At 66.1% G+C, this 20,814-nt stretch carries 18 protein-coding genes; 11 read left to right on the top strand and 7 right to left on the bottom strand.

Annotation, left to right across the window (positions count from 1 at the left end):
• The first annotated feature begins 117 nt into the window (after positions 1 to 117).
• Positions 118 to 618: a MarR family winged helix-turn-helix transcriptional regulator gene (locus ACRSCF_RS11015; protein WP_016453244.1), complete on the top strand. Its 501-nt coding sequence runs from the start codon at positions 118 to 120 to the stop codon at positions 616 to 618.
• A 6-nt stretch (positions 619 to 624) separates the two neighbouring features.
• Here the strand turns inward: ACRSCF_RS11015 and ACRSCF_RS11010 are convergent, their stop codons facing one another.
• Complete coding sequence (locus ACRSCF_RS11010; RefSeq protein ID WP_016450570.1) at positions 625 to 1,512, bottom strand: 4-hydroxyphenyl-beta-ketoacyl-CoA hydrolase; 888 nt, start codon at positions 1,510 to 1,512, stop codon at positions 625 to 627.
• Between the two features lie 195 nt (positions 1,513 to 1,707).
• On the opposite strand from ACRSCF_RS11010, the gene ACRSCF_RS11005 reads away from it, so the two are divergent.
• From ACRSCF_RS11005 to ACRSCF_RS10985, 5 genes are all read left to right on the top strand, one after another.
• Positions 1,708 to 3,417, top strand: coding sequence for a tannase/feruloyl esterase family alpha/beta hydrolase (locus ACRSCF_RS11005; RefSeq protein WP_244388033.1), 1,710 nt, complete (start codon positions 1,708 to 1,710; stop codon positions 3,415 to 3,417).
• 170 nt (positions 3,418 to 3,587) lie between these two features.
• On the top strand, positions 3,588 to 4,736 hold the full coding sequence (locus ACRSCF_RS11000; protein ID WP_016450572.1) for a porin: 1,149 nt from the start codon (positions 3,588 to 3,590) through the stop codon (positions 4,734 to 4,736).
• 47 nt (positions 4,737 to 4,783) lie between these two features.
• The gene (locus ACRSCF_RS10995) at positions 4,784 to 5,776 is read left to right on the top strand and encodes a tripartite tricarboxylate transporter substrate-binding protein (protein ID WP_016450573.1); all 993 of its coding nucleotides are present in this window, start codon (positions 4,784 to 4,786) and stop codon (positions 5,774 to 5,776) included.
• 71 nt (positions 5,777 to 5,847) lie between these two features.
• Positions 5,848 to 6,333, top strand: coding sequence for an Rrf2 family transcriptional regulator (locus ACRSCF_RS10990; RefSeq protein ID WP_016453247.1), 486 nt, complete (start codon positions 5,848 to 5,850; stop codon positions 6,331 to 6,333).
• Complete coding sequence (locus ACRSCF_RS10985; RefSeq protein ID WP_016450575.1) at positions 6,320 to 7,219, top strand: NAD(P)/FAD-dependent oxidoreductase; 900 nt, start codon at positions 6,320 to 6,322, stop codon at positions 7,217 to 7,219. Before ACRSCF_RS10990 ends, ACRSCF_RS10985 begins: the two co-directional genes overlap by 14 nt.
• 87 nt (positions 7,220 to 7,306) lie before the next feature.
• Here the strand turns inward: ACRSCF_RS10985 and ACRSCF_RS10980 are convergent, their stop codons facing one another.
• The 3 genes from ACRSCF_RS10980 to ACRSCF_RS10970 form a co-directional block, all read right to left on the bottom strand.
• A complete protein-coding gene (locus ACRSCF_RS10980) occupies positions 7,307 to 7,525 on the bottom strand; it encodes a hypothetical protein (protein ID WP_016450576.1) in 219 nt (72 codons plus the stop codon).
• A 61-nt stretch (positions 7,526 to 7,586) separates the two neighbouring features.
• Positions 7,587 to 8,399, bottom strand: a complete 813-nt coding sequence (gene blaOXA, locus ACRSCF_RS10975; RefSeq protein ID WP_016450577.1) for a class D beta-lactamase — start codon at positions 8,397 to 8,399, stop codon at positions 7,587 to 7,589.
• 143 nt (positions 8,400 to 8,542) lie between these two features.
• On the bottom strand, positions 8,543 to 10,234 hold the full coding sequence (locus ACRSCF_RS10970; RefSeq protein ID WP_034369151.1) for a long-chain fatty acid--CoA ligase: 1,692 nt from the start codon (positions 10,232 to 10,234) through the stop codon (positions 8,543 to 8,545).
• Positions 10,235 to 10,461: 227 nt separating this feature from the next.
• Here ACRSCF_RS10970 and ACRSCF_RS10965 point away from each other — a divergent pair, with 227 nt between their 5' ends.
• Entirely contained in the window at positions 10,462 to 11,001 is a 540-nt protein-coding gene (locus ACRSCF_RS10965) for a pyridoxamine 5'-phosphate oxidase family protein (RefSeq protein ID WP_034369154.1), read from the top strand.
• Position 11,002: 1 nt separating this feature from the next.
• Here the strand turns inward: ACRSCF_RS10965 and ACRSCF_RS10960 are convergent, their stop codons facing one another.
• The gene (locus ACRSCF_RS10960) at positions 11,003 to 11,506 is read right to left on the bottom strand and encodes a hypothetical protein (RefSeq protein WP_034369157.1); all 504 of its coding nucleotides are present in this window, start codon (positions 11,504 to 11,506) and stop codon (positions 11,003 to 11,005) included.
• 2 nt (positions 11,507 to 11,508) lie between these two features.
• Positions 11,509 to 12,411, bottom strand: a complete 903-nt coding sequence (locus tag ACRSCF_RS10955; RefSeq protein WP_244388032.1) for a LysR family transcriptional regulator — start codon at positions 12,409 to 12,411, stop codon at positions 11,509 to 11,511.
• A gap of 257 nt (positions 12,412 to 12,668) precedes the next feature.
• On the opposite strand from ACRSCF_RS10955, the gene ACRSCF_RS10950 reads away from it, so the two are divergent.
• The 4 genes from ACRSCF_RS10950 (at position 12,669) to ACRSCF_RS10935 (ending at position 20,125) form a co-directional block, all read left to right on the top strand.
• Entirely contained in the window at positions 12,669 to 17,705 is a 5,037-nt protein-coding gene (locus ACRSCF_RS10950; RefSeq protein WP_244388031.1) for a DUF6765 family protein, read from the top strand.
• A complete protein-coding gene (locus ACRSCF_RS10945; RefSeq protein WP_244388030.1) occupies positions 17,690 to 18,715 on the top strand; it encodes a right-handed parallel beta-helix repeat-containing protein in 1,026 nt (341 codons plus the stop codon). The genes ACRSCF_RS10950 and ACRSCF_RS10945 overlap by 16 nt, the downstream gene beginning before the upstream one ends.
• Complete coding sequence (locus ACRSCF_RS10940) at positions 18,687 to 19,100, top strand: hypothetical protein (protein WP_126312073.1); 414 nt, start codon at positions 18,687 to 18,689, stop codon at positions 19,098 to 19,100. The genes ACRSCF_RS10945 and ACRSCF_RS10940 overlap by 29 nt, the downstream gene beginning before the upstream one ends.
• A gap of 503 nt (positions 19,101 to 19,603) precedes the next feature.
• Complete coding sequence (locus ACRSCF_RS10935) at positions 19,604 to 20,125, top strand: right-handed parallel beta-helix repeat-containing protein (protein WP_244388029.1); 522 nt, start codon at positions 19,604 to 19,606, stop codon at positions 20,123 to 20,125.
• Between the two features lie 29 nt (positions 20,126 to 20,154).
• On the opposite strand, the gene ACRSCF_RS10930 is transcribed toward ACRSCF_RS10935, so the two are convergent.
• Complete coding sequence (locus tag ACRSCF_RS10930; RefSeq protein WP_034367449.1) at positions 20,155 to 20,805, bottom strand: cysteine hydrolase family protein; 651 nt, start codon at positions 20,803 to 20,805, stop codon at positions 20,155 to 20,157.
• Positions 20,806 to 20,814: the final 9 nt, after the last annotated feature.

Genomic DNA, 20,814 nt, shown 5'->3' with positions numbered 1-20,814 from the left:
GCTGAAGCACGCCTGAAGACAGGCTGAAGGCGAACGCGGCCAATCGCCACGGCCTTAGGCCCCGGACCACGGCAGCCGCGCGCCACACTATGATTCGATTTTCAGTTCCTTGACCCCATGCCCCGCGCCCGCACATCCAAGCCCGCTCCGTCCGAAGAGAACACGGCCCCGTCCGGCACCACAGCGCCGGGGCCGTCCATCGACGCCTCTTTCCTGCACACCCTGGTCGGCTACAACGCCCGGCGTGCCTCGATGTCCATCATCGAGGTGTTCGTGGAGCGCATGGCCACCCACGATCTCAAGATGGTGGAGTTCTCCGTGCTGTCCCTGGTGTCCCACAACCCCGGCATCACCTCGCGCCAGCTGTGCACGGCGCTGGACGTGATGCCGCCCAACCTGGTGGGCCTGATCGCCGCCCTGGAGCGGCGCAAGCTCATCGAGCGCCGCCCCCATCCCACAGACCGCCGCGCCGTGGGCGTGCACCTGACGCCGGCCGGCGCCGAACTCACGGCCCAGGCCGAACGAACGGCGGCCCAGCTGGAGATGGATGCCACCTACCGCCTGACCGATGCCGAGCGCAAAACGCTGATCCAGCTGCTGCAGAAGATCTACAACTGAGCGCGCTCAGTCCGCCTTCTGCGCGGCGGGCCGGTCCAAGCCCAGCAGCCGCACCGCATTGCCCTTGAGGATGCCGGGCATCACCTCGGGCTTGAAGCCGGCTTCCTGGAAATCCTTCATCCAGCGCTCGGGCGTGATCAGGGGATAGTCGCTGCCGAAGAGCACGCGGTCCCTGAGCAGGGTGTTGGCGTACTGCACCAGCTGCCGGGGAAAGTACTTGGGGCTCCAGCCCGACAGATCGATCCAGACATTGGGCTTGTGCAGGGCCACGGACAGGGCCTCGTCCTGCCAGGGAAAGCTGGGGTGGGCCATCACGATCTGCATGTCGGGAAAGTCGATGGCCACGTCGTCCAGGTGCATGGGATTGCTGTAGGCCAGGCGCAGGCCGCCGCCGCAGCGCATGCCGCTGCCAATGCCGCTGTGGCCCGTGTGGAAGATGGCCGGCAGTTGGTGCTCGGCCACCACCTCGTAGATCGGCCAGGCCATGCGGTCGTAGGGATGGAAGCCCTGCACCGTGGGGTGGAACTTGAAGCCCCTGACGCCCTCTTCCTCGATCAGCCGCCGCGCCTCGCGCGCACCCATGCGGCCCTTGTGCGGATCGATGCTGGCGAAGGCCACCATCATGTCGCTGTTGGCCCGCGCAGCCTCGGCGATCTCCTCGTTGGGAATGCGGCGCCGGCCCAGCTGCGATTCGCTGTCCACCGTGAACATCACCAGGCCCAGGTTGCGCTCGCGGTAATAGGCCACGGTCTCGGCGATGGTCGGGCGCCGGCCGTTGCCGAAGTACTTGTCGGCGGCGCGGTCGTACTCCTCGCCGTAGTTGTCGAACGGGTTCCAGCAGCTCACCTCGGCATGCGTGTGGATGTCGATGGCAATGAGTTTTTCGTGGTCCATGTCTGTCTCCTGTGCGGCCTGCTGCCTGCCCCGCAATCAAGGGGAAGTCCCAATAAGAAATTCGCAAAGGCCGCTTGAATTGGTTATTAAATATAACCAAAATCGCGGCCATCAGAAAGCGATGCAGATGCAGGCAACGGCTGCCACGTAACGGATTCGCGCTGAGGCTTCACACCACCTTCCGAGGAGACACACATGGACAGAAAGATCCACAAGACCCGTTCCCGCGCCTTGCCGGCCGCGCTGGCCGCCGCCCTGCCCGCCCTGCTGCTGTCGGCCTGCGGCGGCTCGAGCGACGGCATCGCGCAGCTGGCCGAGGCCCGCCCCGCCACGCTGCTGTCGTGCACGGACCTGGCCGCGAAAATATCCTTCCCCAACACCCGCATCACCGCCGCCGAGACCGTGGCCGCCGGCACGCTGGCGGTGGCGGGCAAGCCCATTGCCGAGCACTGCCGCGTGACCGGCCGCATGCACGAGCGCGTCAGCACCGTGGATGGCCAGAACTACGCCGTGGGCTTCGAGATGCGCCTGCCGCGCGACTGGAACGGGCGCTTCTTCTACCAGGCCAACGGCGGGCTGGACGGCGTCGTGAGCACGGCCGTGGGCGCGCTGGGCGGCGGGCCGCTGGGCAACGCGCTGCAGATGGGCTTTGCCGTGCTCAGCTCCGATGCCGGGCATGCAGGCAGCCTGGGTCCCTTCTTCGGCCTGGACCCGCAGGCGCGGCTGGACTATGGCTACCAGGCCGTGGGCAAGCTCACGCCCATGGCGCGCAGCGCGCTGCAGACGGCCTATGGCAAGGGGCCTGACCGCTCCTACCTGGGCGGCTGCTCCAACGGCGGGCGCCACGCCATGGTGGCGGCCTCGCGCTATGCCGACCAGTACGACGGCATCATCGCCGGCAACCCCGGCACGCGCCTGCCGCTGGCGGCCATTGCCAACATTGCCGGCGCCCAGGGCTATGCGAAGCTGGCGACCACGCCCTCGGACCTGGGCACGGGCTTCACCCAGGCCGAGCGCCGCCTGGTCAGCCAGGCCGTGCTGGCCCGGTGCGATGCGCTGGACGGGGCCACCGACGGCATGGTGCAGGCCGGCGCAGCCTGCCAGGCGAGCTTCGACCTGTCGCGCGATGTGCCCACCTGCGGCGGTGCGCGCGACGGCAGCTGCATCAGCGCCGAGCAAAAGAGCACCATTGCCGGCCTGTTCAAGGGCGCCACCACCAGCGGCGGCAGCCGCATCTACAACAGCTTCCCGTATGACGCGGGCCTGGATACGGCCGGCTGGGCCGGCTGGAAATTCTCCAACCCCATCAGCCGCGACTCCGGTGCCGTGGCCTTCATCTGGCAGACGCCGCCGGAAAGCGCCGCCAGCTTCAACGACGCGCAGTTCGCCCTCAACGGCAGCGTGGACAGCATGCTGGCCAAGGTGCAGGCGACCAACGGCACCTTCACGGAAAGCGGCCTGTCGCTGATGATGCCGCCCGACTACGGCAAGCTGCCCGTGCTGCGCAACCGGGGCGCCAAGCTCATGGTCTACCACGGCACGGCCGACCCCATCTTCTCCAGCGATGACACCGTGCAGTGGTACGACACGCTGCGCCGCAACCATGGCGACGCCGCCGACTTCGCCCGCCTGTACCTGGTGCCCGGCATGAACCACTGCAGCGGCGGCCCGGCCACCGATCAGTTCGACATGCTCAGCTCCCTCGTGGCCTGGGTGGAGAAAGGCCAGGCGCCGGACCGCGTGATCGCCAGTGCGCGCGGCGCGGGCAACGCGGGCGGCGCCAACGCCGACCTGCCCGCCAACTGGTCGCCCACGCGCACCCGGCCGCTGTGCCCCCATCCGCTGGCCGCCCGCTACAACGGCAGCGGCGACATGGAAAGCGCTGCCAGCTTCAGTTGCCGCTGACCATGCACTGAAGGCGGGCGGCGCCTGAACGGCCCGCCCCCTCCGCCCCCATCCACCCCTTGTCCGCAGTCCCGCCCCCGGCGGGGCCGGGCCCCGCTGCGCCCGAGAAAAGGCGCGCGGACACCCACGCCAAGACGGCAACGATTTTTCAAACCAGAGGAGACATCACCATGAAAACCACCCCATCCCCGCGGACCCTGGCGGCCACCGCCGTGCTGGCCCTGGCCGGCTCCGGCGCCAGCTTCGGCGCCTTCGCGCAAGGCACCTCCAGCGTCACGCTCTACGGCATCGTCGATGTGGGCGTGGAGCACCTGAACAATGTGGCGGCGGGCGGCGGTCTCAGCCGCATGCCATCGACCACCAGCATGGTGCCCTCGCGCTGGGGCCTGCGCGGCAGCGAGGACCTGGGCGGCGGCCTCAAGGCCATCTACACGCTGGAGTCGGGCTTTGCGCCCGACCAGGGCACCTTCAACCAGGGCGGGCGCGGCTTTGGCCGCCAAAGCTGGGTGGGCCTGGGCGGCAACTGGGGCAGCCTGACCATGGGCCGCCAGAACTCCATGCTGTTCTGGTCGCTGCTGGACTCGGACATCATCGGCCCGGCCGTCTTCGCCATGGGCTCGCTGGACGCCTACATTCCCAACTCGCGCGCCGACAACATGCTGGCCTGGCGCGGCAACTTCGGCGGGCTGGCACTGGGCGCGGGCTACAGCTTCGGGCGTGACACCGTCAATGCCGGCCCCAGCCCGGCAGGCACCAACTGCCCGGGCGAGAGCGGATCGGACACGCAGGCCTGCCGCCAATGGTCGCTGTACGCCAAGTACGACACACCGGCCTGGGGCGTGGCGCTGGGCTACGAGCAGCAAAATGGCCGCACGCCGGCCTCGTCCACCGACCCGGTGTTCGGCGGCATGAACTCCAGCGCCAAGCATGACGAGCGCCTGCACCTGGGCGGCTACTTCAAGCTGGCCGGCGTGAAGATCGGCGGCGGCCTGCTGCGCCGCGACAACGACGGCGACGCCGTCAAGCCACGCAGCAACCTGTGGTACGTGGGCGCCTCCTACCCGGTCACCGAGGCCCTGGTGCTCGAAACCCAGTGGCTCACGCTGCGCTACCGCGGCGTGTCGGGCTACGACTCCGACCTGCTGGTGGCACGCGCCATCTACAACCTGTCCAAGCGCACGGCCGTCTACACGCAGCTCGGCCACATCCGCAACGACCGCCTGGCCACCGTCTCGGTCAGCGGCGGCGCGCCGGGCAGCAACACCGCGCCGGGACGCTCGCAGACCGGCATCAACGTGGGCATCCGCCACATGTTCTGAGCCGCTTCCATCCGCCTGCCTTTCCCATATTCAACAGGAGACATCCCATGCAGATGCATCGCCGTCATTTCGTCCAGGCCCTGGGCAGCGCCGCCGCCCTGGGCTCGCTGTCACCGCTGCAAGCCCTGGCCCAGGCACTGGACCAGGTCAAGATCATGTACGGCTTTCCGGCCGGCAGCTCGGGCGACAGCGTGGCCCGCCGCGTGGCCGAGCGGCTGGGCGGCACGCCGTACAGCAAGGGCCCGGGCTTTGTGGAGAACAAGCCCGGCGCCGGAGGCCGCATCGCGGTGGAGGCCTTGAAGAACTCCCCGCCCAACGGTTCCGTGCTGGCACTGGCCCCCGTATCGGCCTTCTCGGTCTATCCCCACATCTACCCCAAGCTGACCTACAGGCCCGAAGACGCAACGCCCGTATCGATTGGCGCCGTGATCTACCACGGCCTGGCCGTGGGCCCCGCCGTGCCGGCCGAGGTCAAGACGCTCAAGGACTTCCTGGCCTGGGCCAAGGCCAACCCCGACCGCGCCAGCTTCGGCTCGCCGGGCGCGGGCTCCATGCCGCACCTGCTGGGCGCGCTGCTGGGCCTGCGCTCGGGCGTGGAGCTCAAGCACGCGCCCTATCGCGGCACCGTGCCGAGCATCACCGACCTGGTGGGCGGCCAGATCGCGGCCACCATGAACCCCAGCGGCGACTACCTTCAGTACCTGAAGGCCGGCCGCCTGCGCGTGCTGGCCACCTCGGGTAGGCAGCGCTCGCCCTTCCTGCCCGAGGTGCCCACCTTCACCGAGCTGGGCTTTCCCGATGTCACGGTGGAGGAATGGTTCGGGTTCTACGCGCCCGCCAAGACCCCGGCCGCCACCATTGCCAACGCCAACGCGGCCATCACCGCCGCGCTCAAGGACAAGGCCGTGATCGACGGGCTGGCGGCCCTGGGCCTGCTGGCGCGCGGCAGCACGCAGCAGGAGATGGCCGCCGACCAGCAGGCCGAGTTCGAGCGCTGGAGTTCGCTGGTCAAGCAGATCGGGTTCACGGGCGAGTCCTGATGGCGCACCCGGACGGCAGGTCCATATCCCTTCACGGGACAAGGCTACACTCATGCAACAAATAATGTTGCATGAAACAGAACAGCCAATTCTCGGACGTCCTGCATGTGCTGCTGCACATGGCCGAGGGCGATGGACCTGCCACCTCCGACATGCTCGCCGCCGCGCTGCAGACCAACCCGGTCGTGCTGCGCCGGCTGATGTCGGGCCTGCGCGATGCAGGCCTTGTCACCTCCGCCAAAGGCCATGGCGGGGGCTGGGTGCTGTCTTGCGAGCTGGACCGCACCACGCTGCGCGACGTGCATGAAGCCTTGGGCGCCCCTGATCTGGTGTCGCTGGGCTTCAGGGAAGACCGGCCCGAATGCCTGGTCGCCCAGGCCGTGAACGAAGCGCTGAGCAACGCGGTGCAGCAAGCCGAGGCCGCCCTGCTCGCGCGGCTGGGCTCGGTGACGCTGGCTGCCCTGTCCCAGGACTTCCATGCCCGCCTGGCGCGCCACCGCGCAGCGGGCGGCCAGGGCTGGTACCAACTGCAGGAGCACCAGCATGAAACACATTGATTTCGCCATCATCGGCGGCAGCTATGCCGGCCTGTCCGCCGCCCTGCAACTGGCGCGTGCGCGCCGCCAGGTGCTGGTGGTCGATGCCGGGCTGCGGCGCAACCGCTTCGTGGACCAGGCCGGCGAGACATCGCACGGCTTTCTCACCCAGGATGGCGTCGCCCCCGCCCAGATCGCCGCCCAGGCCCGGCAGCAGCTGATGGCCTACCCCACCGTGCAGTGGCTGGACGGCACGGCCGAGGACGCCCGCGTGGCGCCCGATGGCCGGCTGGAGTTCCATGCAGCGGGCACCGCCATCAGCGCCGCCCGCCTCGTCCTGGCGCTGGGCGTGCATGACAGCCTGCCGCCCGTGCCGGGACTGGCCGAGCGCTGGGGCCGCAGCGTCTTCCATTGCCCGTACTGCCACGGCTACGAGATGAATGCGGGCCGCATCGGCATCATCGCCAGCTCGGCCCTGGCCCATCACCATGCCGTCATGCTGCCCGACTGGGGCCAGACCACCCTGCTGCTCAACGGCGCCTACGCGCCAAGTGCCGATGAGCTGGCCGCCTTCGCACGCCGCGGCACACAGGTGGAGGCCACCCCCATCGCCCGCCTGGAAGGCCGGGCCGACGTGCTGCTGCAGGACGGCCGCCGCCTGGTCATGGATGGCCTGTTCACCCAGCCGCGCACCCGCATCGCCAGCCCCGTGGCCGAACAGCTGGGCTGCGCCCTGGAAGAAGGCCCCATGGGTCCCTTCATCAAGGTCGCGGAAGGCCAGGCCACCAGCGTCCCCAACGTGTTCGCCTGTGGCGACGCGGCCCGCGCGGCCGGCAACGTGGCCATGGCCGTGAGCGATGGCGCCATGGCCGGCATTGGCGCGCACCGGTCGATGATGGGATGGTGAACTGCGGCGCCCGCCCTAGAGCGTGCTATGCACTTTGATGTGCCCGCGAAAGCCGGGAAAGGGGTCCGGAACGAGGCGTAGCACGCTCTATCCGAAGACCGCGCCGCCCGCATCCAGCGCGGGCGGCCGCAGAAGATCGGCATTGACGCCCATGGCCTCGCTGGCCCGCTCCACGGCCTGCCAAAGGGGGGCCGGCATCTGCAGTATTTCCTCGGGGGAGTTCGCGCGGGCGATCCAGTCGCTGATCTCAACGTGCTGCTCGGGGGTGAGCAGGTCCAGGTTCAGCATTTCGTCAATGGTCTTCATCGGGTGTCGGTCTGTCGCTCGTGTGCGGAAGGTGTACGGAAAAGGAACGGCCCGTGCATTGTCAGCGGTCCACGGCAGGCAGTCGCTGCAGCAGGGCATCGCGGGCGCGCAGGCCGGCATTGGGCTTTTGCGCCTGCTCGTCCTGGATCAGCGTGGCGAACACCAGCCTGCGCTGGTCCTTGGTGGCCCAGCCCACGTACCAGCCATAGGCCCGGCTGGCGTCGTAGCGGTTGTCGCTGCCCGGCGAGCCCGTGCCCGTCTTGCCATGCACGGTCCAGCCGCCCACGGCCACTGGATGCCGGGTGATGCGCGCGGTCATGTCGATGGCCTGACTGTTCACGGGCAGTTCCCGGCGCACGATCCTGCGCATGAAGGCCACCTGCTCGGCCGCCGAGATGCGCAGCGAAGACACCACCCACACGCCGTTGTGGCCCGGGTCGGCCACTGGCACGGCAGAGACATCCTCGTTGCCATAGCGGAAGGCCTTCACGTAGGCGTCAAAGCGCTGCTGGCCCAGACGCATCACCACCTGCTGCGAGTACCAGAACACCGAGTCCTTCATCCACGCCTGGGGCGTGATATCGCGCCGCCAGGCATCGCCGCCCCAGTCCGGATACTCCGGTTGGTACGGCCACGCGGGCCGGGACTCGTCCTGCAGGATGCCGGCGTCATAGCCCATCAGGCTGATGGCGATCTTGAAGGTGGAGGCCGGCGTGACCCGCTCGGCGCAGGCCGGGCCGCTGTGCACCAGGGACTGGCCCGTGTCGGCGTCGGCGACGAGGGTGCACAGTTCGTGCGCGACAACGGGGACGGGAACGGAAACCCAAAAAAAAGCTGCCACGGCCGTGGCAGCGGTCCCAGGAAATCTATGCATGTGCTGTGCGCTGCGGTGTTCGTATCTGGCGCGCGATCATAGATGCGCGCGCAGCCTTTGCAGAGCCCCTGCAGCAAACAGCCCCACGGCGCCCTGGGCAAGCGCGTGTGGGACTTGCCCATGGATGGGAACTGCCCGCGGGGCTACGCCTGCGCCTCCTGCAACTGCCGCCACATCACCTTGCCGCTGCCGCTCTTGGGCAGGGCCTTGACGAACTCCACCACCTTGGGCGCCTTGTAGACGGCCATGTTCTCGCGGCACCACTGGATGATGTCCTCGGCCGTGGTGTCTTCCTTGCCGGCACGCAGCACGACGACGGCCTTGACCGACTCGCCCCGGTAGGCGTCGCGCGTGGAGATCACGCAGGCTTCCTGGATGGCGGGGTGGCGGAACATCAGCGACTCGACCTCGGCCGGCCAGACCTTGAAGCCGCTGGCGTTGATCATGCGCTTGAGGCGGTCGGTGATGAAGTAGTAGCCGTCCTCATCCACGTGGCCCAGGTCGCCGGTGCGAAAGAACCGCTTGCCGTCGATCTCCATGAAGACCTGGGCCGTGGCGTCGGGGCGCTTCCAGTAGCCGTCGAAGACCTCGGGCCCGTGGACCACGATCTCGCCCTGCTCGCCCTGGGGCACTTCGGCACCGGTGTCAGGATCGATGACGCGCGCCTCCGTGCTCATGAAGGGAATGCCCAGGCACTGCTGCTTGGGGTGCTCGGACGGGTTGCTGTGCGTGGGCGCAGCGGTCTCGGTCAGGCCGTAGCCCTCGCAAAAGCGCAGGCCGTATTGCTCCAGCAGGCGCTGGGCCACAGCCTGGGGCATGGCCGCGCCGCCGCCGCCGATGTACTTGAGGCTGGTGAGGTCGAACTGCGCGAAGTTGGGGCTGCCCAGCAGGTCGATGACCATGGTGGGGATGTTGGTCCAGCTGGTGACCTGGTAGCGCGAGATCAGCCGCCCGGCCAGCTCGCGGTCCCAGCGCGGCATGACCACCACGGTGGCACCCATGAAGATGGCCGTGTGCAGTACCGACACCATGCCCGTGATGTGGAACATGGGCACCACCGCCAGCACGACCGCCTCGCTGGTGCCGCTGCCCCAGTAGCTGCCGGCCACGGCGTTGTGGTTGATGGAGCGGTGCGGGTGCATGCAGCCCTTGGGGTGGCCCGTGGTGCCGCTGGTGTAGGGCAGCACGGCCATGTCGTCGCGGCCCACCACATGGGGCGGCGCAGCGTCGGTGCAGGCCAGGGCCTGCTGCCAGGTGTGGACGCTGCCGCCATCCAGCACAGCCGGCTCGCGCCGGGTGAGCAGCCAGTCGTGCCACTGCGCAGGCGGCGCATCGTCGCCCTGCACACCGGCATCGAAGGCATCGGTGAACTGGGTGACGATCAGGTGATCGAGCCGCTGGCCCGGCGCCAGCGCGTTGCTGGCCTTGGCCAGCTCGGGGGCCAGGTCGGCCGTGGTGATGGCGACCTTGGCGTCGGCGTCGGTGATGTAGTGCTTGAGCTCCTCGGCCATGTTCATGGGATTGACCGGCACCACCACGGCATTGGCGCGGAAGATGGCGTAGTGCGCCAGGATGAGCTGAGGCGTGTTCTGCATCAGCAGGATCACGCGGTCGCCGCGCTGCACGCCCAGGCTGTGCAGGTAGGCCGCCATGCGCTCCGTGCCCTCGCACAGCTCGCGGTAGCTGATGGAGCTGCCGAAGTAGCGGATGGCCGGCTTGTCGGGATAGCGGCGCGCGTTGACGGCCAGGTTCTCCCATACGCTGGTGGCGGGCACGGTGATGGAATGGGGCAGACGGCTGGGCCAGAAGGCGTGGTGCGCGGGCAGGGTCGACATGGACGGATGGGCGTTGAATGGTCGGTGAGTGGATCGGACGGCGGCAATCCGCCTTGCCAGCGAGGCTAGGCGCACACCCGGTTCCCGGCATTGGGGAAGGCCCCAGGGACTCGTCGCCAAAGTGACGCTTGAGCGCCCATGGCATACCGGTGCCACCGCAACTCGCCTTGTGCTTTCGCAAGCCGGCCACGGGCACGCCACAAGTACGCCACGGGTACGATGGCGCCATGCCCTCCACGCCCGCCATGCCCCACCTGTCCCGCCTGCAGCTGTCGCTGCGCGATCTGCTGGCCCGCCGCCGCAGCGCGGCCCTGGCCACCCAGCCCGCCGACTCCCCTGCCCCCGGGGCTGGCGATGCACTGCCCGCTCCCCGTCTGTCCATGGTGCCCTGGGCCTGGAATGCGCAGTTTGGCTGCTTTGTGCTGCACGTCAGCGCACTGGCAGCGCACACGCGGGCCATGGAACTGCACCCGGCCGTCAGCCTGCTGGTGTGCGCGGCCGAAGTGGACGGCGAGGGCGTGCATGCACTGGAGCGCGTGGCCATTGAAGGCGTGGCCAGCACACCACCGCCCGGCAGCGTGCTGGCCGATGGCGCGCGCGACAGCTATGTGCTGCGCTTCCCCGAAGCCGCGTTCATGACCGATCTGGGCGACTTCCGCTTTGTCTGCATCACGCCATCCATCGCCCGGCACGTGGCGGGCTTTGGCGCGGCGCGCGATGTGTCGGCCCATGACCTGATCGAAGCACTGAGCATCCAGCCCAGCTGACTCACGTGCCCCGCACGTGGGCCGCGATCAGGGCGCCCGCCACATCGCCCTGCCCCGCCACGCAGGCGCGTACATGGTCCTCCCACATCTGGCCCTGCTGCTCCACCTGGGCATGGACAAAGCGCTGCAGCATGCGCCGGGGATCGTCGCAGCGCTCGTAGGCATAGGGATCACCGCGCGTGCACAGCGCCTTGAACTGCAGCCAGGCCGCCTGCCGCGTGACGGGCATGCCCTGCAGGCGCTGCCACTGGTGCAGCAGCTCATGGGCAAAGATGCCTGCGATCTGCGGATGCGACAGGCGCAGCGGCTGGCGCGGATCGGACTGCATGAAAAAGGCACGCGGCATGAAGATGCGCCCGCCATTCATGGACAGCGCCCTGCGCGTGTCGCCCAGGCGGCGCAGATAAAGGCGCATGCGCGGCAGCAGCGCATCCAGCGAGGCACCGAAGTGCGTGCGCACAAAGGCCTGTTCCTGCGCATCGAGCGGCCGGCTCCAGTACACCATGCTCAGTCCCCCGGCCCCTGCCGATAGCGCCGTGCCATGAAATCCACGAAGGCACGCACGGCCGGGCGCAGATGCCGCGTGCGCGGATACAGCGCGTGGTAGCTGTACTGCCCCAGATGAAAACAGGGCAGCACCCGCACCAGCTGGCCGCGCTCGATGGCCGAGCGCACGGTATGCCAGGTCAGCGCCGCAATGCCCCGGCCTGCGCGTGCGGCCTCGAAGATGGTGGCCACCGAATCGGTGCGCAGCGCCGTGTGCGGCTGCACCTCGGTGACGGCGCCCTGCCCGGACACCACGCTCCAGCGCAGCTGAGCCGGACCCGCAGCAAAGGCCAGGGCGCGGTGCGCGGCCAGTTGCTCTGGCGCCTGCACCACCCCGTGGCGCATCAGATAGGCGGGCGAAGCCACCAGCACCAGAGGCGAATGCGTGAGCAGCCGCGCCTGCAGTCCACTGTCCGGCAATTGCCGGCTGATGCGCACGGCTGCATCCACGCCCTCGGCCACCAGATCCACCAGCCGGTCGGTGCACAGCAGTTGCAGCTCCAGATCCGGGAATTGCTGCTCGAACTCGGGCAGCCAGTCGCCCAGCTCGATGGCGCCCACGGCCAGCGGCAGCGTGATGCGCAGCACACCCGCCACGCGTGCGCGGCGCACGGCCAGCGCGGCCTCGGCCTCATCGAGCTGCTCCAGCAACTGCACGCAGCTGAGGTAGTAGCTGCGCCCCGCCTCGGTCAGGCTCAGCCCGCGCGAATTGCGCTGCAGCAGCTGCGTGCCCAGTTCCGACTCCAGCCATTTGACATGGCGCGAGGCGGTCGAATGCGTCATGCCCAGCCTGTCCTGCGCCGCCGTGAAGCCCTGCGCATCCACTACGCCGCAAAACACCCGCATGGCCTGCCATCTGTCCATTGCCCGTGCACTCCTTTGGCGGGGATTGTGGGGCATGCGGGCGGCCGCATTCCGTTGCGCCACAGCCCCACGCCGGCCCCTTTTCCGCCCCATTCCTCCCTTTGGGCCGCAGAAACAGACTATTCCTAGAGACAAGCACGCCGCAGCTGCCTAGATTGACCGGCAACCCGGACACAGGCTTGCCTCCACCAGCTCCCCGCCAGACGCATGGCCGCCTCCTGCCCGAGATTCCTAAAAATCCCGAGGGAGAAACTCACATGCACCCACGGCACACGCTGCTGCGCAGCGCCTTGCTATGCATTGCCGCACTGCTGGCCCAGGCCACGCCCACCCTGGCGGCTGCCGCCCCCAGCCTGGGCGGCGGCTCCGGCAAATGCGACCCCACCGTGCAAAGCTGCGCCCCCGGCGCGGGCGGCGGCATCGACCTTGGCGGTGGCGGTGGCGGCTCGGGCGGCGGCACCTGCACCCCCACGCCCGGCGGCAGCCCCTGCGGCGGCGCCGGCCCCGCCACCCAGGGCAACTCCAGCAGCACCCACCAGGGCGCAGGCAACCCCATCCACCTCATCAACGGCAACAAATACCAGCGCGAAGTGGACATGCCCGCCTTGCCAGGCGTGCTCGGCCTGGAAGTCGTGCGCCACTACAACAGCAGCTACAGCCGGGCCTACGTGCCGCCAGGCCTGCTCGGCCGCGGCTGGCTGCTCAGCTACGAGGCCCGCCTGTACGACCACCCCACCAACCTGCAGATCGTGCAGGCCGATGGCACCCGCATCATCTTCAGCAAGCTGCGCAAGCATCCCAGCCTGTGCGCCAGCGAGCAGCCGGGCAACGGCATCGTGCGCATCGAAGGCCCGGATACAAAGGGCACCAAGGAAACCAAGCCCGGCCAGGAACGGCACTACACCTGGCAATGGATGGACGGGCGCGAGCTGCGCTTCAACCACCGGGGGCGCCTGACCCGCATCAGCCTGCCCTCGGGCGAACAGGTCCGCCTGGACTACAACGCCAAGGGCAACCGCCTGCTCAAGGTCACCGACCCGCAGGGGCGCAGCCTGCGCCTGCACTACGCCCAATCGTCGGGCGAGGACAGCTTCACCGGCGTGCAGGCCATCGACACCCCGCTGGGGCGCATCGGCTACCGCCACGGCAGCGCACCGTTGCCCGGCAGCACCCAGCCCCAGGCCAAGCTGAACGCCAGCCTCGTGCAAGTCAGCCTCCCGTCGGCCGATGGCCAAGCCCCGGTCCAGCGCCACTACCACTATGAGGACCCGCGCCACCCCACCTTGCTCACCGGCATCAGCGTCCAGGGCCAGGGCAGCGACGGCAAGCCCATGGACGAGCGCATCGCCAGCTACGCCTACGGCGACACCGGCCGCGCCATCTTGAGCGTGCGCGGCCCGCCGGACAGCCAGCAGGAAAAAGTCACCCTGGACCTCAGCCAGCCCTGGAAGAACACCCTCACCAACAGCCTTGGGCAAGCAACCACCTACCACTACGACACCATCGGCGGGCAATGGCGATTGCTTGAAGTGCGCGGCCCGGGCTGCGCCAGTTGCGGCCCCGGCGACATGCGCTACCGGTACGACGCGCAAGGGCGCCTGACCGAAGCCACGCGGCTCGATCCCGCAGGCCGCCCGCTGGAAGGCACGCGCACCGAGCTGGACCCCTTCGGCCGCCCGCTGGCCGTGTACCGCATCGCCTACACACAAGGCCAAGCCCGGGCCCCGCAGCTGCAGGTGCGCTACGGCTACGGCAAGGACCCCTGGAAGCAATACGCGCCTGAACTCATCGCCCGGCCCAGCGTCGTGCCCGGGCGCGAACACCAGATCCGCATCCGCTACAACAGCAGCCGCCAGCCGCTGCAGATCACCGAGACGGGCTTCAGCCCATTGGATGCCCAGGGCCAGCCCGCAGGCAATGCGGACGGCGCCACGCCCATCGAACGCAGCACGCACTACCGCTACACCGAGATCAACGGCCGCAGCGTGCTGGTGGACATCGACGGGCCGCTGCCCACCTCGCTGGCAGGCTATGACGACGGAAGCCCGGCGCAGAACGATCTCACGCGGCTGCGCTGGGACCGCAGCGGCAGCCACGTCACGCGCGTGCTGCAGCCCGATGGCACCGCCGTGGCGCTGGAGCATGACAAGGCCGGGCGCATCACGACCCGCACCGAAGACGACGGCGTGCGGCGCCTTCAGCGCCAGATGCGCTACAGCGCCTTGTCCGCCAACGCCCTGCAGGCGGAAGAAATCACCACCAGCGGCTGGCTGCTCGATGCCGACGGCCAGCCCCGCGCCAGCAGCCGGCTGAGCCTGAATCCATACCGCATCCGCCACGACGCCCTGGGCCGCCCCAGCCATGCCATCGACACGGCAGGCCGCAGCATCACCTGGGCCTACCAGGGCAGCACCCAGGCTAGGCTCGATGGCCTGGGCAACCGGGGCCAGATCGAACGCGACAGCGAAGGCCGCATCACGCGGCTGGGCCTGTACCGCGAAGGCCAGGACCTCCCCGAACGTGCGGCCTACTACGGCTGGAATGCGCAAGGGCGCCTGAGCCACCGCCTGCTGCCCGATGGGCGCCTGGACAGCTACACCTACGGCGACGCGGGCGAGTTGCTCCAGCACACCGATGGCGACGACACCCGCACGCGCTGGCTGGACAACGGCAGTCTCCATGCCAGCCTGTCGCAAACGCCCGATGGGGCGGTACGGCTGGCATTGCAAGGCCCGGCCAGCGCGGCGATGGAGCAGATCACCAGCAAATCCCGGAGCACCCAACCCGCCGAACGCCGCCAAGCCCTGCGCGACGACTTCGGCCGTACCGTCTGGCTTCAGCTTGCCGATCATGGCCGCCAAAGCGCACGCTACAACGAAGCCGATCAATTGCGGGTGCACACCCGCGCCGACGGCAGCAGCACCCACTACCAGTACGCTCCCAGCGGGCGTCTGCTGTCCAAGACCTACGAGCCGGCGCCCGGTGCAGATCGTCGCTCTTCCTCGCAAACCCGGCTGCACTACCAGGGCCGGCTGCTGCAGACCATCGACAGCAACTGGCAGCGCGAGTCCATCGAATACGACGCCCTGGGCCGCCCCGTGGCACGCACCATTGCGCTGGCCACGCCCGACGGCCAGGCCGAACATACCTACCGCACCGCCACGCGCTATGGCCCGGACGGCCGGGTCCACAGCCGCACCCTGGCCGATGGCCGCGTGCTCGTCACCCGGCGCGGCCCCGCCAGCGAAGGCGCCAGCGTGCAAGGGCTGCAACTGCAAAGCGCCTGGGTGGCCGGCCTGCTGCAGGCCAGTGACCACTGGCTGGGCGCCGGCGCCACAGGCTTGCTCGAACGCCTGCTGCCCGCGCAGACGGTGGTCGGCGACATCCAAACGGACGCCTTCAACGGCCTGCAGCACTACACGGCAGGCAATGGCCTGGCCACCTCGCGCCAATACGACATTGCCGGGCGCCTCACGCAGCAGACCACCGGGCAAGGCACATCACAAGGCACATCGCAAGGCAGCGCACCCATCCTCAGCCAGCGCTACCGCTACGGCGTGGGCCCGCGCATCCGCGCCATCGAGCAGGAGTGGCCACCAGCGGGCCTGCACAAGACCGACTACCGCTACCAGGGCTTCGGCAGGCTGGTGCAGGACAACGCACCGTCAGCACCAGCGCCCGTGCAGCGCGACAGCCAGGGCCGCACCGTCCAGGACGCATTGCACCGCTACACCTACACCGAAGCAGGACAGCTCCAGGGCATCAGCGACCACCAGGACCGGCCCATCGCCAGCTACCGCTACAACAGCCTGGGCCAGCGCGTGGGCAAGACCGTGCACCAGGGCGATGGGCAAACGCACAGCCACTACCTGTGGCAGGACAACCGGCTCGTCGCGGAAATGGATGGCGAAGGCCGCATCACCAGCCAGTACCTGTACCTGAACGAGGGGACTCGCACCCTGCCCATCGCCAAGCTGGAATCCGCGCACAACCGGGACAACGCCAGCGGCAAGGCGCGCATCCTGCACATCCACAACGACCACCGGGGCAGTCCGCAGGCCATGACGGACGCAGGCCAGCGCGTGGTCTGGCGTGCCCGCCAAACCCCCTGGGGAGCGCCGGCCATGCATCAGGCCGGCCACACAAGCCTGCCCCGGCAGCAGGCCGTGCTCAACCTGCGCCTGCCGGGCCAGTACTTCGACGAGGAAAGCGGACTGCACGACAACTGGCACCGCAGCTACGACCCGGCCAGCGGCCGCTACCTGCAGCCGGACCCGCTGGGCTACCCGGACGGACCCGATGCCTACCTGTATGCCGGCGGCGACCCGCTCAACCGCATCGATCCCACCGGGCTGTACCAGGAGGACATGCACTACTACATGGTCTTCTTCCTGGCCCTGGCCGCCGGCCTGGACTACGAACCTGCGCGCATCACGGCGCTGGCTTCGCAGTACGTGGATGACAACCCCATCACCAAGCCGCTGGACGATGCCAACACCCTCACCACGGTGGGCTCGATCTTCAAGAACCACCGGCAACTGCTGTGGTACCACTTCACGCTGTCCGACGACAAGGGCACCACGCTGCCCCAGTACGCCAACGACAACGTCAACAGCGTGGTGGGCAACCTGAGCCCGCAACTGAACAACCTGCTCAACGCCAGCCGGCTGGGCAACCCGGCCCAGCCCTGTGCCGAATACCAGTTCCTGGGCGAATTCCTGCACTCCTACCTGGACACCTTCAGCCACCGGGACAAGGACAACCGGCCGTTCGATGCCATCAGCGCGAAGCTGGGCATAGGGCATGGGTTTGCGGGGTCCGAGCCGGATTACACCTATGACGAGGACATGCCAATACTGGGGAATATGCCTGATCCAGAGGTGCCTTATTGGGGCCAGCGGGAGTATCGATCGCTGCAAGGGGAGAAGGCGGTTTATGAGTTTTTGACGCGGTATGGGGCTAAGCCGGCGGTCAGTTTTAAAGAGATAGAGAAAGTGCTGGAGAGATTTAATGCTACTCGAGAGACTGGAAGAAATTCACCAAATAAATTTAATTTACTAGAAGATACCATCAAAGCCTGGATAAATGATGGCAAGCTAAAACCGACAAAGACAGATCAAAAGGAAGGATTAGTTGAATTAATGGAAATTAACCTTAAAGATGCAGAGTCTGGAGCTTACAGTGAAAGACAAGCCAACTCTAATCGGGAAAAATTTCTTGGAGGGCTCGTTGGGCAAGAAGAAAAGTATCCAGGCGTCTGCTTACCCAGGAGTATCATATGCAAACCAGTATGAAAACTAAATCACTGATATTCATCTTGGCAATTTTATCTTCCGGACTCTCCCAAGGCATGACTTGGGAAGAATGGGCGGAAAGTCGCCATCCCCCCAGCGACAAAGGTCCATTGCCAGATGGCTGCAGTCCCGTCAAATATCGAGGTGGCTTTCATCCTATTGTTGAGTATGTCAGAGGGAGGGGGAATCACTGTGTAGTTCACGACTTTGTACAAAGAAAATTAAGAGATTTCATTAATGGCAGAGTACGCGGGTCACCAACAGACGAGGCTGGTCAGGGCAGTGTAATTAGTTTCTCGGAAGACAGCCATTCCAACATTGATCTAAGGAAACATCTTATATCTGGCAAGCCGTTTGAAAATACCCGCGGCATAGGCATGAATAGCAAATCACTGACTCACTTGGCAGTTCACAACGGAAAAATCGAAACGCCCGGTCCACTAGGTATTGGAATAGATATGGCACCTTATATAGAAGGTCGTCAGAGGCTACAGGAGTTGACAGAAGATCGTCCAGCAATCAAAGAAGTCGGCTACAGCCGTACATTCGCGGGTATTTGGGATTACACCCCACCCACCTTCTACACAGCAGAAAACCTCCAAATCAAATCCGGCGGCCGCGCCATCATCATGGCCGGCTCCGACAACGTGGTGCGCAACAACACCATCGAGGTCGATGGCCGCACCGCCGTCTATCTGTACGGCCCGCGCTCGCTGGTGGAGGGCAACACCTTCATCGTGCACATGGACCTGCGCGACAAGGCCCCGTTGCCCGCCATCCTCAAGCTGCGCGATGCCGATGGTTCCATCATCCGCAACAACCGCTTCATCGTGAAGCGCAGCGGGCTGTTCAGGAAGAAGGAAGAGGAACCCCAGGCCGGCATCAACCTGCTGGAGTCCAAGGACGTAGTGATCGAAGGCAATGTGTTTGAAGAGATCACATTGCCGGTGCGCAAGGATGCGGCCAGTACCACAACAGAGAGTGGAAACATTTCAAAAGGCAGCCCCTGATGGAATGGAGGTATTCGACGGCCATATGCGTTATGAGTTTTTGACGCGGTATGGGGCTAAGCCGGCGGCGAGCTTTAAAGAGATAGAGAAAGTGCTGGAGAGATTCAATGCCACGCGGAAGAGTGGGAGCAATTCTCCAGATAAATTTGATTTGCTACGAAACCATCTAAATAAATGGATTAATGAGGGAAAATTGAATTTAACGAAAGACAATAAAAGTCAGATCAAAATAACAAAAATAGATTTGAAAGATAAAAATTCAGAGGAATATGACTTTGAGAAAGCAGAAAACAATAGAGAGGTCTTTCTTGGTGGTCTAGTGGGTAGGGAGAAAGACTATCCAGGTGTGTGTTTGCCAAGGAGTTTGTTATGCAAACCCGTATAGTGTGCATTTTAATAATATTTGTGCTGCTAGCTTTTTGGCGGACTGGGCATGCAGAAAAACAGCAATGGGAAAAATGGACCGAGAGCCAACACCCTCCTGTTGACGCAAAACTTCCACCCATATGGTGCAAGGCTGTAAAATATAGAGGTCAGAGAGTTCCAATATCAGAGTCAATCAAAGGTTCTGGTAAGCACTGCGTTGTTCATGATTTCGTTCAGCGAAAATCTCGTGACCTCATATCTGGTAGACAAAGAGGGTCTCCAATAAATGATGCTGGAACCGGAAATATATTAACGTTCTTCGAAAGCAGCAATGTGGACCTGGACTTGCAAAATCATCTCGTATCGGGATCGCCTTTTGAAGATACTCGTGGCATTGGAACTAAGGGGATTGAATTATGCTTTCTAAAGGTTCATAATGGAAAGATTGAAACACCTGGAAGATTGGGAATAAGCATAGAAATGGCTTCTGGAGATTCAAATATTAGAAAAAGAATAGAAATGATGAAGGAAGATATTTCAATAATTATTAAAACAAATTGGAATGGCGAGAACCAGAGCTTCAACGAAATTCCCTGGGACTACTCTCCACCCACCTTCTACACAGCAGAAAACCTCCAAATCAAATCCGGCGGCCGCGCCATCATCATGGCCGGCTCCGACAACGTGGTGCGCAACAACACCATCGAGGTCGATGGCCGCACCGCCGTCTACCTGTACGGCCCGCGCTCGCTGGTGGAGGGCAACACCTTCATCGTGCACATGGACCCGCGAGACAAGGCGCCGTTGCCCGCCATCCTCAAGCTGCGCGATGCCGATGGTTCCATCATCCGCAACAACCGCTTCATCGTGAAGCGCAGCGGACTGTTCAGGAAGAAGGAAGAGGAACCCCAGGCCGGCATCAACCTGCTGGAGTCCAAAGGCGTTGTGATCGAAGGCAATGTGTTCGAGCAGATCGCCGTGCCGGTGCGCAAGGATGCGGCCAGCACCACGACGGAGTACGGCAACGCCGTGGATTCTCGCTAGGAGACGATGCGCGGGCCCTGCCTGCAGGCTCAGCGCAGGGGCAGCTGCACCACATGCGCGGTGGGCAGCACATCGCCGAACACATCCTCGATCTCGGCCAGCGCGGCACGGTGCAGGCTGTCGGCGTCCACGGATTCGCCATTGCTGCGCGTGATGGCACGTGTGGCTACGGCGTCGCTGGCCACGACGACCTCGAAGCCCAGCGGCGCGGCATCGCGTGCGGCGCCGGCCACGCAGGCGTGCGTCATGAGGCCGCAGATGACCACGGTGGTGATGCCACGCGCGCGCAGCTGGTCGGCCAGGTCGGTGCCGACGAAGGCGCTGACGCTGCGCTTTTGCACCACGGTGTCGCCCGCGCGCGGCTGCAGGCCGGGGTGGAACTGGACGGTGCTGCCATTGACGGCGAACACGGGCGCACCTTCCGGGGCAATGTGCTGGATGTGGAACACGGCAACCTGCCCGGCATCGGCCCATTGCAGCAGGCGCCGGGCCTGCTCCAGGACCTGCGGGCCGCGCGGGATGGGCAGGCGGCCGCTGAAGTACTCGTTCTGGAAGTCGATGACCAGCAGCGCCGTGGCACCCCGTGGCAACTGGCTGCGCCCCGGCGCGCCGGACAGGGCGCGGAGGGTGGGATGGCTGGTGGATTGGGTGGCATGGCTGGCCTGTTCTGCGAGGGACATGCAGTGCTC

Origin of the sequence: Delftia sp. 11MD (assembly GCF_050907895.1) — a bacterium.
Classification (GTDB): Bacteria; Pseudomonadota; Gammaproteobacteria; order Burkholderiales; family Burkholderiaceae_C; genus Comamonas; species Comamonas tsuruhatensis.
The sequence above is the reverse complement of the archived record's forward strand: the minus strand, read 5'-3'. Positions and strand labels throughout refer to the sequence as shown.

What these genes read in the sequence shown, in the direction of transcription:
- ACRSCF_RS10945 (WP_244388030.1), top strand. Translation starts at nt 17,690, where the DNA reads ATGCAAACCAGTATGAAAACTAAATCACTGATATTCATCTTGGCAATT.
- ACRSCF_RS10980 (WP_016450576.1), bottom strand. Translation starts at nt 7,525, where the DNA reads ATGAAGACCATTGACGAAATGCTGAACCTGGACCTGCTCACCCCCGAG.
- ACRSCF_RS10930 (WP_034367449.1), bottom strand. Translation starts at nt 20,805, where the DNA reads ATGTCCCTCGCAGAACAGGCCAGCCATGCCACCCAATCCACCAGCCAT.
- ACRSCF_RS10960 (WP_034369157.1), bottom strand. Translation starts at nt 11,506, where the DNA reads ATGGTGTACTGGAGCCGGCCGCTCGATGCGCAGGAACAGGCCTTTGTG.
- ACRSCF_RS10935 (WP_244388029.1), top strand. Translation starts at nt 19,604, where the DNA reads ATGAAGGAAGATATTTCAATAATTATTAAAACAAATTGGAATGGCGAG.
- ACRSCF_RS10955 (WP_244388032.1), bottom strand. Translation starts at nt 12,411, where the DNA reads ATGGACAGATGGCAGGCCATGCGGGTGTTTTGCGGCGTAGTGGATGCG.
- ACRSCF_RS10985 (WP_016450575.1), top strand. Translation starts at nt 6,320, where the DNA reads ATGAAACACATTGATTTCGCCATCATCGGCGGCAGCTATGCCGGCCTG.
- ACRSCF_RS10965 (WP_034369154.1), top strand. Translation starts at nt 10,462, where the DNA reads ATGCCCTCCACGCCCGCCATGCCCCACCTGTCCCGCCTGCAGCTGTCG.
- ACRSCF_RS11010 (WP_016450570.1), bottom strand. Translation starts at nt 1,512, where the DNA reads ATGGACCACGAAAAACTCATTGCCATCGACATCCACACGCATGCCGAG.
- ACRSCF_RS11015 (WP_016453244.1), top strand. Translation starts at nt 118, where the DNA reads ATGCCCCGCGCCCGCACATCCAAGCCCGCTCCGTCCGAAGAGAACACG.
- ACRSCF_RS10950 (WP_244388031.1), top strand. Translation starts at nt 12,669, where the DNA reads ATGCACCCACGGCACACGCTGCTGCGCAGCGCCTTGCTATGCATTGCC.
- ACRSCF_RS11000 (WP_016450572.1), top strand. Translation starts at nt 3,588, where the DNA reads ATGAAAACCACCCCATCCCCGCGGACCCTGGCGGCCACCGCCGTGCTG.
- ACRSCF_RS10970 (WP_034369151.1), bottom strand. Translation starts at nt 10,234, where the DNA reads ATGTCGACCCTGCCCGCGCACCACGCCTTCTGGCCCAGCCGTCTGCCC.
- blaOXA (WP_016450577.1), bottom strand. Translation starts at nt 8,399, where the DNA reads ATGCATAGATTTCCTGGGACCGCTGCCACGGCCGTGGCAGCTTTTTTT.
- ACRSCF_RS11005 (WP_244388033.1), top strand. Translation starts at nt 1,708, where the DNA reads ATGGACAGAAAGATCCACAAGACCCGTTCCCGCGCCTTGCCGGCCGCG.
- ACRSCF_RS10990 (WP_016453247.1), top strand. Translation starts at nt 5,848, where the DNA reads ATGAAACAGAACAGCCAATTCTCGGACGTCCTGCATGTGCTGCTGCAC.
- ACRSCF_RS10995 (WP_016450573.1), top strand. Translation starts at nt 4,784, where the DNA reads ATGCAGATGCATCGCCGTCATTTCGTCCAGGCCCTGGGCAGCGCCGCC.